Origin of the sequence: Streptomyces coryli (assembly GCF_011044975.1) — a bacterium.
Taxonomy (GTDB): domain Bacteria; phylum Actinomycetota; class Actinomycetes; order Streptomycetales; family Streptomycetaceae; genus Streptomyces; species Streptomyces coryli.
Map to the genome: position 1 here is coordinate 1 of NZ_JAAKZV010000038.1, position 13,607 is coordinate 13,607.

Annotated in this window: 13 protein-coding genes and 1 pseudogene; 9 read left to right on the forward strand and 5 right to left on the reverse strand. The window is 72.7% G+C overall.

Annotated features, from left to right (window positions below; genetic code table 11):
- Positions 1 to 391, forward strand: a pseudogene (locus tag G5C51_RS11755) (DUF3800 domain-containing protein); the annotation flags it as partial.
- Here G5C51_RS11755 and G5C51_RS11760 read toward each other — a convergent pair.
- Positions 360 to 1,472 (reverse strand): hypothetical protein, encoded by a 1,113-nt coding sequence (locus G5C51_RS11760; RefSeq protein WP_165236166.1) that lies wholly within the window; start codon positions 1,470 to 1,472, stop codon positions 360 to 362. The pseudogene G5C51_RS11755 and the gene G5C51_RS11760 sit on opposite strands and share 32 nt — an antisense overlap.
- A 95-nt stretch (positions 1,473 to 1,567) precedes the next feature.
- Positions 1,568 to 2,221 carry a dienelactone hydrolase family protein gene (locus G5C51_RS11765; RefSeq protein ID WP_165236169.1) on the reverse strand — a complete coding sequence of 218 codons (654 nt, stop codon included), beginning with the start codon at positions 2,219 to 2,221 and terminating at the stop codon, positions 1,568 to 1,570.
- A gap of 86 nt (positions 2,222 to 2,307) precedes the next feature.
- Here G5C51_RS11765 and G5C51_RS11770 point away from each other — a divergent pair, with 86 nt between their 5' ends.
- Entirely contained in the window at positions 2,308 to 3,819 is a 1,512-nt protein-coding gene (locus G5C51_RS11770; protein ID WP_165236172.1) for a sulfatase family protein, read from the forward strand.
- On the opposite strand, the gene G5C51_RS11775 is transcribed toward G5C51_RS11770, so the two are convergent.
- Positions 3,816 to 4,604, reverse strand: coding sequence for an alpha/beta fold hydrolase (locus G5C51_RS11775; RefSeq protein WP_165236175.1), 789 nt, complete (start codon positions 4,602 to 4,604; stop codon positions 3,816 to 3,818). The genes G5C51_RS11770 and G5C51_RS11775 overlap by 4 nt on opposite strands.
- 172 nt (positions 4,605 to 4,776) lie before the next feature.
- Here G5C51_RS11775 and G5C51_RS11780 point away from each other — a divergent pair, with 172 nt between their 5' ends.
- The 3 genes from G5C51_RS11780 to G5C51_RS11790 are packed head-to-tail and all read left to right on the forward strand — an operon-like array spanning position 4,777 to position 8,406.
- A complete protein-coding gene (locus G5C51_RS11780) occupies positions 4,777 to 6,477 on the forward strand; it encodes an alpha/beta hydrolase (RefSeq protein WP_165236178.1) in 1,701 nt (566 codons plus the stop codon).
- 52 nt (positions 6,478 to 6,529) lie between these two features.
- Positions 6,530 to 7,471 carry a GNAT family N-acetyltransferase gene (locus G5C51_RS11785; RefSeq protein WP_165236181.1) on the forward strand — a complete coding sequence of 314 codons (942 nt, stop codon included), beginning with the start codon at positions 6,530 to 6,532 and terminating at the stop codon, positions 7,469 to 7,471.
- 53 nt (positions 7,472 to 7,524) lie between these two features.
- Entirely contained in the window at positions 7,525 to 8,406 is an 882-nt protein-coding gene (locus tag G5C51_RS11790; protein WP_165236184.1) for a 2-hydroxy-3-oxopropionate reductase, read from the forward strand.
- Positions 8,407 to 8,467: 61 nt separating this feature from the next.
- On the opposite strand, the gene G5C51_RS11795 is transcribed toward G5C51_RS11790, so the two are convergent.
- Together G5C51_RS11795 and G5C51_RS11800 are read right to left on the reverse strand one after the other, a co-directional pair.
- Positions 8,468 to 8,722, reverse strand: coding sequence for a hypothetical protein (locus G5C51_RS11795; protein WP_165236187.1), 255 nt, complete (start codon positions 8,720 to 8,722; stop codon positions 8,468 to 8,470).
- A gap of 64 nt (positions 8,723 to 8,786) precedes the next feature.
- Positions 8,787 to 9,185, reverse strand: a complete 399-nt coding sequence (locus G5C51_RS11800) for an alpha/beta fold hydrolase (RefSeq protein WP_206313722.1) — start codon at positions 9,183 to 9,185, stop codon at positions 8,787 to 8,789.
- A gap of 186 nt (positions 9,186 to 9,371) precedes the next feature.
- Here G5C51_RS11800 and G5C51_RS11805 point away from each other — a divergent pair, with 186 nt between their 5' ends.
- The 4 genes from G5C51_RS11805 to G5C51_RS11820 all read left to right on the forward strand — a co-directional run bounded on the left by G5C51_RS11805 (position 9,372) and on the right by G5C51_RS11820 (position 13,577).
- Complete coding sequence (locus G5C51_RS11805; protein ID WP_165236190.1) at positions 9,372 to 10,580, forward strand: cysteine desulfurase-like protein; 1,209 nt, start codon at positions 9,372 to 9,374, stop codon at positions 10,578 to 10,580.
- Positions 10,577 to 11,833, forward strand: coding sequence for an FAD-binding protein (locus G5C51_RS11810; protein ID WP_165236193.1), 1,257 nt, complete (start codon positions 10,577 to 10,579; stop codon positions 11,831 to 11,833). Before G5C51_RS11805 ends, G5C51_RS11810 begins: the two co-directional genes overlap by 4 nt.
- A gap of 80 nt (positions 11,834 to 11,913) precedes the next feature.
- Positions 11,914 to 12,324 (forward strand): YciI family protein, encoded by a 411-nt coding sequence (locus tag G5C51_RS11815; RefSeq protein ID WP_165236196.1) that lies wholly within the window; start codon positions 11,914 to 11,916, stop codon positions 12,322 to 12,324.
- A gap of 11 nt (positions 12,325 to 12,335) precedes the next feature.
- Positions 12,336 to 13,577, forward strand: coding sequence for a sigma-70 family RNA polymerase sigma factor (locus tag G5C51_RS11820; protein ID WP_165236199.1), 1,242 nt, complete (start codon positions 12,336 to 12,338; stop codon positions 13,575 to 13,577).
- The last annotated feature ends 30 nt before the right edge of the window (positions 13,578 to 13,607 follow it).

The following is a 13,607-nucleotide window of genomic DNA, read 5'->3' on the forward strand; positions in this document are numbered from 1 at the left end:
CGACCTGCTCTTCCCCGCCCTGGCCCGCACGGTCGCCGCCTGGGGCGCCGGCGGGCGCGAGGTCGACGTCGTGCACCACACGCAGAACGCGCTCACCGAGGAGCGCGTCGACAGGCTCCGCCAAGAGCCGGGCGTGCCGCTGGCCGGGCTGCGGTTCGCGGATCCGGAGGACGATCCGCGGATCCAGTTCGCGGACTTCCTCGCCGGGGTGGCCCGGAAGATCTCGTCCGACGAGCTGGGCGGGCACGGCGACCCGGAGCTCACCGAGCTGCTGCGGCCCTACCTGGACCCGGCGTCGGTGTGGGGCGACGCGCGCAGCTGGGCCGCGCTGGCAGGGCTCCCCGGGCTTTCGGGTGCCGCTACTTGTTCCGGAAGCGGCCGAGTGCCTTGATCGGGGCGAGCGCGGACGGCTTGGGCCCGCCGTCGACGCTCGTCCCTGCGGGCAGCGCGGCCTGCGCCGACTCGGCGGCCGCCCGGTACTGGTCGCGGGACTTCGTCATGGCCTCGAGCTCCGCGGCGTACCGCTCGACCATCGCCTTGGCGTGCGCCAGCTCCTCGTCCGGGGTGAGCAGATGCCAGCCCTGGCGCAGCCGGGCCAGCGCCGGCTCGGCGTCGGCGGGCAGCGGCAGCGGCAGCGCGGCGTAGTCCTGGATCCGGTTGATCAGCTCGGTGGGCTCCGAGCCGTCCAGGAAGACATTGCGCACCGAGAAGCGTTCCGCCTCGTACCCGCGCGGCTGCGGCGAGCCGGGCAGCACGACCGCGCCGCCGCGCGGCATGCGCACCTTCAGCTCCTTCTTGGCGGCGAAGTCCGCGGTGTTCACCTGCTCCGGGTCCGCCCGGTGCTCGACCACCCGGTGCCGCAGGCTGGGCGGCAGGAACCGGGTCACCGGCTGCTGGCCCGCGGCCTCCGGCGTCATCGCCTCGTGCACCAGGACGTGGATGTACCAGCCGTCCTGGGCGCACTCCCGGAGCAGGGCGCGCAGCTCGTCGTCGTCCTTGGGCAGGTGGTTCGCCGCCCGCACCCGCAGGCCGGGGGCCGTGTCGTGGTCCCACGGGACCAGGTCGCTGTCCGGCCAGAACATGGTCGCGGGCGAGGGCCAGTGCGGCTGCCAGGTCCGCTCCGCCTCGGCGGCCAGCACCCACCCGATGCCCTGGGCGTCCTTGCGGCGGTGCCCGGGCGCGAACGTGGTCAGCTGTGCGCGCACCGTGACGTCCTCGTCCACCCGCCAGCGCGCCTCGAAGACGAGGCGGGCCGACGGGCCGGGGTCGGCGGACTCGTCCCGCGGGTAGAGCGCGCTGGAGCGCGCCGCCTCGACGGGGTCGAGTTCGACGTAGTCGTCGAGCACCCCGGCCGCCTTGAGGGCGATCAGGTTGCGCCGGGCGTCGAGCTCGGGCTCGGGCCCGGCGTGGCGCCCGCGCCCCAGCCATACGGTGTCCGGGATGGGAGTCGAAGTGGTGCTGTGTTTGGCCATGACGTCGTTCCGTGGATGATCGGGACCCGTCCAGTATGGTCGGTCGGCCTGCGGATACAAGCAGAGGCCCGGGCTGATGCTCTCCTCACCTCCGGCTATTCCGCCGCCATCCCGGCAAACCACCGGGCGGCCTCCTCCGCCACCTGCTCCAGTGCCCCCGGCTCCGGAAAGAGATGCGTGGCCTTCGGGATGACCAGCAGCTCCGCCGGCGCCGTGAGGGCCTCGGCGGCGAGGCGGTTGAGCTCCAGCACGGAGTCGTCGTGCTCGCCGACGAGCAGCAGCACCGGGGCCCGTACGCCGGGCAGCCACTTCTCGGCGAGGTCAGGGCGGCCGCCGCGGGAGACCACCGCCCGGACGATCTCGGGCCGCTCCGCCGCGGTCATGAGTGCGGCCGCCGCGCCCGTACTGGCGCCGAAGAGGCCCACGGGCAGGTGCGTGGTGCGCTCGGCGAGCCAGTCGGCCGCGCCGGTCAGCCGGCGGCCGAGCAGGTCGACGTCGAAGCGGTGCTCGCCGGAGCGGGCGTCCTGAAGATCCTCCGCGGCGGTGAGCAGGTCGAGCAGCAGGGTGCCGAGGCCCGCCTGGTTGAGGTGCGCGGCTACCGCCTGGTTGCGGGGGCTGAGGCGGGAGCTGCCGGTGCCGTGGGCGAAGAGCACGACGCCGGTGGCGTCGTCGGGCAGCGCCAGGTCGCCGGTGAGGCCGACGCCCTCGGTGCGCACGGTGACGGTCACGGTCGCGGGTTCGGGGGACATGGCGCCTCCGGGGTGGGGTGCGTTGTTGTCCTACGAGTACCTTCCTCCCACGGAATTCCCACCTTCGCTCGCTAGCGTCGGTGACCATGCGTCCCCTCAGCCTCGCCGCCGTCCGCGCCCTGCTGTGCGCCGCGCTGGCCACCGTATTGCTGGCATCCTGCGCCTCCGCCGGAGGCGGTGCCGATGGCGATACGGGCCCGGCCGGCGCCGCGTCGGAGGCCGCCGGCGGGAAGAAACCCAACATCATCTACGTGCTCACCGACGACCTGTCGTCGAATCTCGTGCGGTACATGCCGCATGTGAAGGAGATGCAGGAGCAGGGCACCACCTTCACGAACTACTACGTCACCGACTCGCTCTGCTGCCCGTCCCGCACCTCGACGCTCACCGGCCAATATCCGCACAACAGCGGGGTCTTCACCAACAGCGGTGAGGACGGCGGGTACAAGGCGTTCCTCAAGAACGGCAACGACCGCCGCAGCTTCGGCACCGAGCTGCAGCAGGCCGGCTACCGCACCGGCTTCATGGGCAAGTACCTGAACGGCTACCAGCCCGCCGACAAGGACGTGCCGCCCGGCTGGGACGAGTGGGCCGTCGCCGGCAACGGCTACCAGGGCTTCGACTACGACCTCAACGAGAACGGCAAGGTCGTCCACTACGGCAACGAGCCGAAGGACTACATGACGGACGTGCTGTCCGGGAAGGCCGAGGAGTTCATCGACGCCTCGGCGAAGGCGGACCAGCCCTTCGCGCTCGAGCTGTCCACCTTCACGCCGCACGGCCCGTCCACCCCGGCGCCGCGCGACAAGGGCAAGTTCCGCGGCCTCAAGGCGCCCCGTACCGAAGCCTTCGACAAGGCCACCGCCGACGCGCCGGAATGGCTGCGCAAGATGCCGCCGCTGACCGCCGAGGAGAAGCAGCGGATGGACCGCACCTTCGCCAAGCGGGCCCGCTCGCTGCTCGCGGTCGACGCGATGATCGGGAAGCTGCGGGACGAGCTCAAGGCGAAGGGGATGGACGACGACACCTACCTCGTCTTCGGCTCGGACAACGGCTTCCACATGGGCGAGCACCGGCTCCGCCAGGGCAAGCAGACCGCGTACGACACCGACATCAAGGTGCCGCTGATCATCACCGGGCCGGATGTGCCGGCCGGCCGGAAGGTCTCGCAGATCGCGGAGAACGTCGACCTGAGCCCGACCTTCCAGGACCTCGCGGGCGCCGAGCCGGCGTCGACGGTGGACGGCAGCAGCCTCGTCGATCTCCTGCACGGCAAGGAGCCGGACGACTGGCGCCGGGCCGCGCTGATCGAGCACCATCGCGCGGACGCCGGGCAGCGGAAGGGCGATCCTGACAAGCCGCGGAAGTTCAGCGGCGACCCGCCGGACTATGCGGCGATGCGCACCGCGGACTACCTCTATGTCGAATACGGCACCGGAGAGCGGGAGTTCTACGACATGAAGTCGGACCCGCTCCAGCTGAAGAACGCGTGGGACTCCGTACCCGAGGAGAAGCGCGCGCAACTGCACGAGGATCTCGCCGCGATGCAGAAGTGCGAGGGCTCCAAGAGCTGTCGGAAGGCCGCCCAGCCGGGCTAGGCGGCGGCCTCCAGGAAGTCGCGCACCAGCGGGCTCGCGAGCTCCCGGAATTCCTCGAAGTATGCGTGCCGGGCGCCCGGGATGATCTCCATCCGGGCGCCCGGAATGCGCTCCGCCAGCAGCGGCGCGTTCGCGACCGGGTTGAAGCGGTCGTCGCCCCCGTGCACGACCAGGGTCGGAGCGGCGATCCGCGGGAGCAGCTCCCAGGCGTCGTGCCGGTTGCTCGCGGTGAGGTGGCGGCGGCGGGCGTACGCGGGCATGGCCGGGTCGCCGAGGGTCTGGTACGGGCCGGGGTGGGCCGCCGTGAAGGCGGGCGTGTACATCAGGTCGGCCAGGGCCCGCTGCACCGCCGCCGGGTCGGGCTGGGCGAGGGCGCGGCGGATGTCAGGGCCGCGCTCGGCGGCGTGCGGGCCGCCGGGGGAGGTGCAGCCGAGGACCAGGGCGCGGACCCGGTCCGGGTGCCGGGCGGCGAGGTGCTGGGCGACGCGGCCGCCCATGGAGGTGCCGTAGACGTCGGCGCGCTCGATGCCGAGGTGGTCGAGGACGGCGACGGCGTCGTCCGCGAACTGCCCGGTGCTGTACGGCTCGTCGGGCTTGTCGCTGGCGCCGGTGCCGCGCCAGTCGAGGGTGACGGTGCGACGAATGGCGTGGAAGTCGGTGCGGACGCCGTCCCACCAGTGGTGGTTGTTGGACTGGCCCGCCAGCAGCAGGAGCGGGGGGCGTGCCGCGTCACCTTCGCTCTGCCACTCGATGCGGATGCCGTCCGGCGCCTTCGCGTACGTCACAGGTGCTCGCTCTCTTCCCGTCGGGGCTCCATGGTGCCCGAGGATTTTTACGAACAGGAGTGTTCACGTAACGGCGATGCGCCAGTAGCCTCGGCAACTACCCGGCCGGGAAAACGATTTCAGCTCCTCCGCACCCCCTTCAGAACCCTCCACGGAGCAAGGGAGAGCAGGCATGCGCAACAGACCCCGTCACGCCCTGGTGGCAGGCATCGGCGCCGCCGTCGTCATCGCCGGGTCGGTCCTCCTGCCGAACGCCGCGGCCGAACGCCGCCCCGAGGCCGCGGCCCGGGTTGAGGCGCCGGTGCCGGAACTCGACTGGTCCGCGTGCGGCGCGCAGCAGTGCGCCGAAGCCCAGGTGCCGCTCGACTACGACGAGCCCGACGGCGACACCGTCAAGCTCGCGATGACGAAGTTCCCGGCGACCGGCAGCGGCGAAAAGACCGGCACCCTCTTCCTCAACCTCGGCGGACCCGGCGCCAAGGCCGTCGGCGATCCGACATTCGCGCTGAGCGTCAGGTCGCTGGGGCCCGAGGTGCGCGCGAAGTTCGACATCGTGGGCATCGACCCGCGCGGGGTCGGCGGTTCGGCGCCCGCCACCTGCCCGCCCGCGCCGGGCCGGGAACCCGTGGCGAAGCCGGCGACGATGATCCCGGAGACCCCGGACGAGGTGAAGGCGCAGCTCGCGTACGACGACTACCTGCGCGCGAGCTGCGACGAGACCGCCGGGCCGATCCTCGACCACATGTCGATGGCCGACGTGGCCAGGGACATGGACCTGGTCCGCCAGGCCGTGGGCGACGAGCAGCTGACGTACTACGGCATCTCGTACGGCAGCCTGCTCGGCCAGACGTACGCCGCCCTCTTCCCCGACCGGGTGCGCGCCCTGGCCATCGACGGCGTCCTCGACCCGGTCGCCTCCACCACGGGGCGGCCGGGCGACGACCGGCCGGTGGGCGTGCGCATGGGCCGGCCGGAGGCGATGGAGCAGGCGCTGGCCACCTTGCTTGCGCACTGCGACAAGGCCGGGATCCTGCGCTGCCCGCTCGCCGGGCAGGCGATGATGCGCTGGCAGCGAGTGCACGACTCCCTGGCGGAGCGGCCGCTGGAGCTCGGGCCGATGACGATCGACGGCCGGTCCTTCCGCGGGTTGTACACCGTGAACGCGTTCCAGGTCGATCACATGGGCGGGTATCCGCTGCCGACCATCGAGCTGCTCGCGGCCGCCACGAAGCTCATCGAGGTGCTGCGGTTCGGGCCCGGCGACCCGGCCGCCGGGCAGACGCGGCTGAAGGTCCCCGGCCGGTCCGCCATCGACCTGAGCGCACCCCGCTCCGTACTCGAGGAGCGACTGGCGGGGCTGCTGGCGGAGATCCGCAAAGCCGCGGCGGAGCGGGTGCCGACGCCCGCACCGGCCGCGGAGGATGTCTCCGCGGGACTGGCCGGCATGTTCGGCGCGCTGTGCACCGACAGCGTCAATCCGGCGGATCCGAACGCCTGGGTCCAGGCCGCGAAGGACACCGAGGCGCGTGCACCCAGGTTCGGCCCGCTGATGGTCTGGGTCTTCTCGCCCTGCGCGGGCTGGCCCGGATCCAGTGCCGACGCCTATCGCGGCCCCTTCGACACCCGCCTTACGACCCCGCCGCTGATCATCGGCAACGCGCGCGACGCCGCCACCCCCATCGGCGGCGGCGAAGCGGCCCGGGACCTGCTGCCCGGCTCCCGGCTCATCACTCTCGACGCCTGGGGCCACACCGCCCTCGGGAAGAGCGGGTGCGTGACGAAGCACGTCGAGTCCTACCTGATCAAACAGCAGCTGCCCGGCGGCGATCAGCATTGCAAGACCGACTACACCCTCTTCGGACTCCCGGGCTGACCCGGTCGAAAAGGCTTTGCGCAACGCCGCGCGCACGACGGAGAGTTGCCCCATGGGCTTCGTCGTGCGCGCGGCCTCGCCGGAAGACGCTCCGGCCGTATGCGCGCTCCTGAATGAGATCGACGTACTCGAGATCGGCCACCCGGAGACGGACCTGCACACCGTCGAGGCCGACCTCAGGCATCCGGACGCGGATCTGCCGCACAACTCCTGGCTGGCCTTCGCCGACGGCCGGCTGGTCGCCTACGCGCTGCTGTGGGACGACTCCGGGGGCGAGCGGATCGACGTCGACCACTACGTCCTGCCCGAGCACCAGGCCGCCGGCCTGCGCCTGGTCGAGCTGATGGAGGCCAGGGCGTCCGCCAAGGCCGCGGGCAATGGCGCGGAGCGGGCGGTCGTCCACCTCGGCCTCACGCTGAAGCCGACCATCGACACGGCCGTGCTCCGCGACCGGGGGTGGCGGCCCGTACGCCGCTATCACGTCATGACCCGGCCGGTCTCCAAGGCGGCGGACCCCGCGCCCGAGCTGCCGCCCGACGTCCGGCTGCGCGCCTGTACGACGGAGGCGGACAAGCGGCGGGCGCACGATCTGCTGCAGCTCGCCATGTCCGAGCACTTCGACTTCCACCCGATGTCGTACGAGACGTGGCTCGCCGACCCCGGCAATCGGCGCTTCGACGGGCAGCTGATCTGGATTGCTGCGGCCGAGGGCCGCGGCGACATCGCGGCGCTGCGGGCCCGGAACGACCGCGACGCCATGGGCTGGGTCTCCACCCTGGGCGTGCTCGACGCCGCCCGCGGTCGGGGGCTCGGCGGGCTGCTGCTGCGGCACGCCTTCGCGGCCTTCGCGGAGCGGGGGCGGGACGTGGTGGGGCTCGGCGTCGACACCTCGAATCCGACCGGTGCGCTGCGCCTCTACGAGCGGCACGGCATGAGCGTGCACTATGCGGTGGATACGTGGGAAGTGGTGGTTGACGCGTCTCCGGGATCATGATTGATTCCGGATAACGGATTGGTGTTTCCGTTACACGGAAGTGAGGGAGTGGCATGGCGACGATCGGCTTCATCGGCCTGGGGATCATGGGCAGCCCGATGGCGGTGAACCTGGCCCGCGCCGGGCACACGGTGACCGGCTGGAACCGCAGCCCGGAGCGGACCGAGGCGCTGGTCGAGGCCGGTGGCCGGGCGGCCGGGTCCATCGCCGAGGCGGTCCGGGACGCCGATGTCGTGATCACCATGCTCCCCGCCGCCCCGCAGGTGGAGGCGTGTGCGTACGGCGAGGACGGGATCCTCGCGCACGCGAAGAAGGGCGCGCTCCTGATCGACATGTCGTCGATCACCCCGCAGGCGTCGGTCGGCCTGGCCCGTAACGCCGCCGAGCGCGGCATCCGCGTCCTGGACGCCCCGGTCTCCGGCGGCGAGGCAGGGGCCGTCGAGGCGGTGCTGTCGATCATGGTCGGCGGCGAGGCGGCGGACTTCGAGGCGGCGCGGCCGGTCTTCGAGGCGCTCGGCAAGACCTTTGTGCTGTGCGGCCCGCACGGCGCGGGCCAGACCGTGAAGGCGGCCAACCAGCTCATCGTCGCCGTGAACCTGCAGGCATGCGCCGAGGCGATCGCCTTCCTGGAGAAGGCGGGGATCGATCTGGACGCCGCGCTCGAGGTGCTGAACGGCGGCCTCGCCGGCTCGACGGTGCTGACACGCAAGCAGCAGAACTTCCTGCACCGCGACTACCGGCCCGGCTTCAAACTCGCCCTCCACCACAAGGACATGGCGGTGGTCACCGACACCGCCCGCGACCTCGGTGTCGTCCTCCCGGCCGGCTCCCTCGCCGCCCAGCTGATCGCCTCCGCCGTCGCCCGCGGCGAAGGCGAACTCGACCACTCCGCGCTGCTGCGCGGCGTCGAACTCCTCAGCGGGACGGCGGAGTAGGCGGCGTAGCGCGGGCGCCCGTGGCCGGGCTGTGCGGACGGCGGCGGGCGCCCGGCCGCCCTCAAGGTCCCGCGCCTATCCCCGCCGTTCCCGCCTCCTCGCCCTCACCCGCCAACCCGGCCATGGCGAAGAACTCCGCCTCATTGCCCGCGAGCCCGGCGGCGGCGAGGGCGGCGTCCGCCTCCGCCATGGGCTCGGCGAGCAGCATCGCCGCCATCGGCGTATCACCCCAGGCGTCCAGCACGGCCCGGGCGGTCTGGAGCAGACGGCGGTACGCCTGCGCGGCGGCGACGAGTTCGGCTGTGGTGCCCTGCATGACGAGATCCCCTCCACTTCGACTGCAGTCGCCGAACAGTCTTGCGCAAGGCACTGACAATTGATCAGACCTGCGGTTTCTCCCCGAGGAACCGCAGCAGCGCCCCCGCCACCTCCTCCGGCCGGTCCTCCGGCAGGAAGTGCCCGCCACCCGCGATCAGTTCACGACGCGCACCCGGGATCGCCGCCGCCAGCCGGTCCGCCATCGGCCGGTGCGTGGCGGTGCGCAGCCGCGGACCGACGATGTCCGCGAAGACGTCCGGCGGCATCGTCCGATACGCCTCCGCGTGCCGCTGCATGTGCTCGGTGAACGGCGTGTTCCACGGCCCCAGCACCGCCGCGTCCACCAGCGCCAGCGCGCTCACCGGCACCTCCTCGACGAGATGCGCTCGCGTCACCACCCCGCCCCCGATGTCGTGGCCGACCAGCGCGGGCCGCTCGAGTCCCCAGTGCGCGACGACCACGCGGGAGTGCCGTGCGTGAGGACCACCGGCGGCCCCTCCCCGAACGAGCCGACGGCGACCTCCCGCCGGAGACGCGGGCGCGGTCGGTGAGTTTCCAGGTCTGCATGCGGTCCTCTCGCTGCTAAGGGGTGAAAACCTTGTGCACCGATTACCGTAAAAGACCGGCCGTCGTGATACCCAGGACGCGTGACGTACGACATCGCCGCGATACGCGCTCAATTCCCCGCTCTCAAAAACGGCCACGCCTACTTCGACGGACCCGGCGGCACCCAGACCCCGCAGCCCGTCATCGACGCCATCGCCGACGCCCTGGCGAACCCCCTCGCCAACCGCGGCTCCCTCACCCCCGGCGAGCGCAACGCCGAAGCCCTGGTGGCCGACGCCCGCCAGGCCGTCGCCGACCTGCTCGGCGCCGACCCGCACGGGATCGTCTTCGGCCGCAGCGCCACCCAGCTCACCTACGACATCTCCCGCACCCTCGCCAAGCGATGGCGGCCCGGCGACGAGATCGTCGTCACCCGCCTCGACCACGACGCCAACATCCGCCCCTGGGTGCAGGCGGCCGAGCGGGCGGGGGCCACCGTCCGCTGGGCCGACTTCGACCCGGACACGGGCGAGTTGACCGCCGCCCACCTGCGCGCATTCATCTCCGACCGCACCCGCCTGGTCGCCGTCACTGCCGCGTCCAACCTCATCGGCACCCGGCCCCCGGTCGAGGAGATCACCGAACTCGCGCACGCCGCCGGGGCGCTCGTCCACGTCGACGGCGTGCACCGCACCGCGCACGGCGCCGTGGACGTGCGGCGGCTCGGCGCGGACTTCTACGTCTGCTCCCCGTACAAGTTCCTCGGCCCGCACCTCGGCGCCCTCGCGGCCGACCCCGCGCTGCTGCGCGACCTGCGCCCCGACAAGCTGCTGCCCGCCACGGACGCCGTGCCGGAGCGCTTCGAACTGGGCACGCTGCCCTACGAGTTCCTCGCGGGCACCACCGCGGCCGTCGACTTCCTGGCCGCCCTCGACCCCGATGCGCAGGGCACCCGCCGCGAGCGCCTGCTCGCCTCGTACGACGCCCTGGAGGCGCACGAGGACGCGCTGCGCGACCGCATCGAGGGCGGCCTCGCCGGCCTGCCCGGCGTCACCGTCCGCTCGCGCGCCGCCGAGCGCACGCCCACGCTGCTGCTCACCCTCGAAGGGGGGCGCGAGGCCGCGGCGTACGCCTACCTCGCCGAGCACGGGATCAGCGCCCCGGCCGGCTCCTTCTACGCCCTGGAGGCCTCCCGGCACCTCGGGCTCGGCGACACCGGCGGGCTGCGGATCGGGCTCGCGCCCTACACCTCCGCCGACGACGCCGACCGCCTCCTCACCGCCCTCACCGACTTCCAGGAGAACCGATGACCGCGCCGGTCAACTGGGCGGGCAATGTCACCTTCACCGCCCGCGAGCTCATCAGACCCACCTCCGTCGCCGACCTCCAGACGGCCGTCTCCCGCGCCACCCGGATCCGGGCCCTCGGCAGCGGGCACTCCTTCAACCGCATCGCCGACACCGACGGCACCCTCGTCTCCACGGCCGGACTCCCGCCACTCGCCGAGACGGACAGCGCCGCCCGCACTGTCCGCGTCAACGGCGGCATGACGTACGCCGAACTCGCCGACCGCCTCGCCGGCACCGGCCTCGCCCTTGCCAACATGGCCTCGCTCCCGCACATCTCCATAGCCGGCTCCGTCGCCACCGGCACGCACGGCTCGGGCGACGGACAGGGCTCGCTCGCCACGCAGGTCCGCACGGTGGAGCTGGTCGGCCCTGACGGCGAACTGCGCACCCTGCACCGCGACAAGGACGGCGACGCCTTCGCCGGCAGCGTCGTCTCCCTCGGCGCGCTCGGCGTCGTCACCGCGCTCACCCTCGATCTCGTCCCGGCGTACGAGATCAGCCAGTACGGCTTTACCGGGCTGTCCGTCGACGACGCCACCGCCCACTTCGACGAGATCTTCGGCTCGGCATACAGCGTCAGCCTTTTCACCGACTGGCGCGGGCCCGGCTTCAACTCGGCCATCCTCAAGCACCGCACCGGCGGCACCCCGCCCGCGCTGCCGTGGGGCACACCCGCCACCGAGCGGCTGCACCCCATCCCGGGACTGGTGGCCGACAACTGCACCGAGCAGCTCGGCGTCCCGGGCCCCTGGCACGAGCGGCTGCCGCACTTCCGGCCGGGCTTCGTCCCGAGCAACGGGGACGAGCTGCAGTCCGAGTGGCTCGTCGCCCGCGCCGACGCGGTCGCGGCGCTGCGGGCGCTGGACGGGATGCGGGCCGAGCTCGCGCCCGTGGTTCAGGTCTGCGAGGTCCGTACGATCGCCGCCGACCGGCTGTGGCTCAGCCCGGCGTACGGCCGTGACACCGTCGCCCTGCACTTCACCTGGGTGCCGGACGCCGCCGCCGTCGGACCCGTGATCGCGCAGGTCGAGGGGCGGCTCGCGGACCTCGCCCCGCGCCCGCACTGGGGCAAGCTCTACGCCACCGGGCCGGCCGCGCTGCGGGCCCGCTACCCGCGGCTCGGGGACTTCGCCCTGCTGGCGCGGGCCGCCGACCCGGCGGGGAAGTTCCGGAATCCGCTGGTCAGCGCCTTGATCGGAGCTGAGGGAAAATAGTTCTGCGGGGCGTGTAGAGAAATCGCTGCCGGCTCCGACGTCTCCTGTGAAACGCAACGGCAATCGAGGAGCTGAACACCATGAAGTACCTGGTCATGATCTACGGCACGCAGGCGGACTACGAGGCCATGGGCGGCAAGGCCTCCCCGGGCACCCCGGCCTGGACGGAGAAGGACCTGGGGGCGATGTTCCAGTTCATGGAGGCGGTCAACAACGACCTCGCCGAAGCCGGCGAGCTGGTCGACGGCCAGGGGCTCGCCGAGCCCCGGCAGGCCATCGTGGTGACCAGCGGCGCGGACGGCTCGTCGGTCGTGTCCGACGGCCCCTTCGGGGAGTCCAAGGAGGTCCTGGCCGGCTACTGGGTGCTGGACTGCGCGAGCGACGAGCGGGTGACCGAGATCGCCAAGCGGGTGCACCAGTGCCCGGTGCCCGAGGGCACCCGCCCCAGCGAGGTCGTGATCCGGCAGATCATGGAAGCGCCGCCCGCATAGTGCCGCAGACAGTGGGAGACGCACCCATCGAGGACCTGCTGCGCCGTCTGGCGCCGCAGGTCCTCGGCGCGCTGGTACGCCGCTACGGACACTTCGACGCCGCCGAGGACGCCGTACAGGAGGCGCTGCTCGCCGCGGCCGGGCAGTGGCCGGACAAGGGGCGCCCCGACAACCCGCGCGGCTGGCTGATCCGCGTCGCGTCCCGCCGCCTGGTCGACGAGCTGCGGGCCGAGGAGGCCCGCCGGCGGCGGGAGGAGACGGTGGCCGCGCTGACGCCGCGCGAGGACTTCGAGGCCCCGCCGCCGGGTGAGGCGCGCCATCCGAGCGAGGACGACACGCTCACGCTGCTGTTCCTGTGCTGCCACCCGGAGTTGAGCCACACCTCGCGCATCGCGCTGACGCTGCGGGCGGTCGGTGGCCTCACCACCGCGGAGATCGCCCGCGCCCTGCTCGTACCCGAGGCGACGATGGCGCAGCGGATCAGCCGGGCGAAGAAGACGCTGAAGGCGTCCGGCGCCCGCTTCACGCGTCCGGAGGGCCCGGAGCGCGGCGAGCGGCTGGCCGCCGTCCTCCAGGTCCTCTACCTGATATTCAACGAGGGCTACACCGCCACCTCCGGCGCCGCCCTGCACCGCGCCGACCTCGCCGCCGAGGCGATCCGGCTCACCCGCGCCGCGCACCGGCTGCTGCCGGGCGACGGCGAGACGACCGGGCTGCTGGCGCTGATGCTGCTCACCGACGCCCGCCGGGACGCCCGCACCGGGCCCGCCGGCGAACTGATCCCGCTCCTTGAACAGGACCGCCGGCTGTGGAACCGGGGCCGGATCAAGGAGGGCGTCGAGCTGGTCACGCACGTGCTGACCACGGCCCGCATCGGCCCGTATCAGGTGCAGGCGGCGATCGCGGCCGTCCACGACGAGGCGGAACGGGCCGAGGACACCGACTGGCCGCAGATCCTCGGCCTGTACAACCTGCTGCGGACGCTGGCCCCGAGCCCGGTGGTGACCCTCAACCGGGCCGTCGCCGTCGGCATGGTCGACGGCCCGCGCGCCGGTCTCGCCGAACTGGAGCGGCTGTCCGGCGATCAGCGGATCGCCGGTCACCACCGGCTGGAGGCCGTACGCGCCCACCTGCTGGAGCTCGCGGGGGAGCGGGAGGCGGCGCGGACGGCGTACCAGACGGCGGCGAGCCGGACGCTGAGCACGCCGGAGCAGCGGTATCTGCGGCTGCGGGCGGCTCAGTTGGGCCGTTGAGTCGCTGAGGTTCGCTGAGGTTCGTTGAGT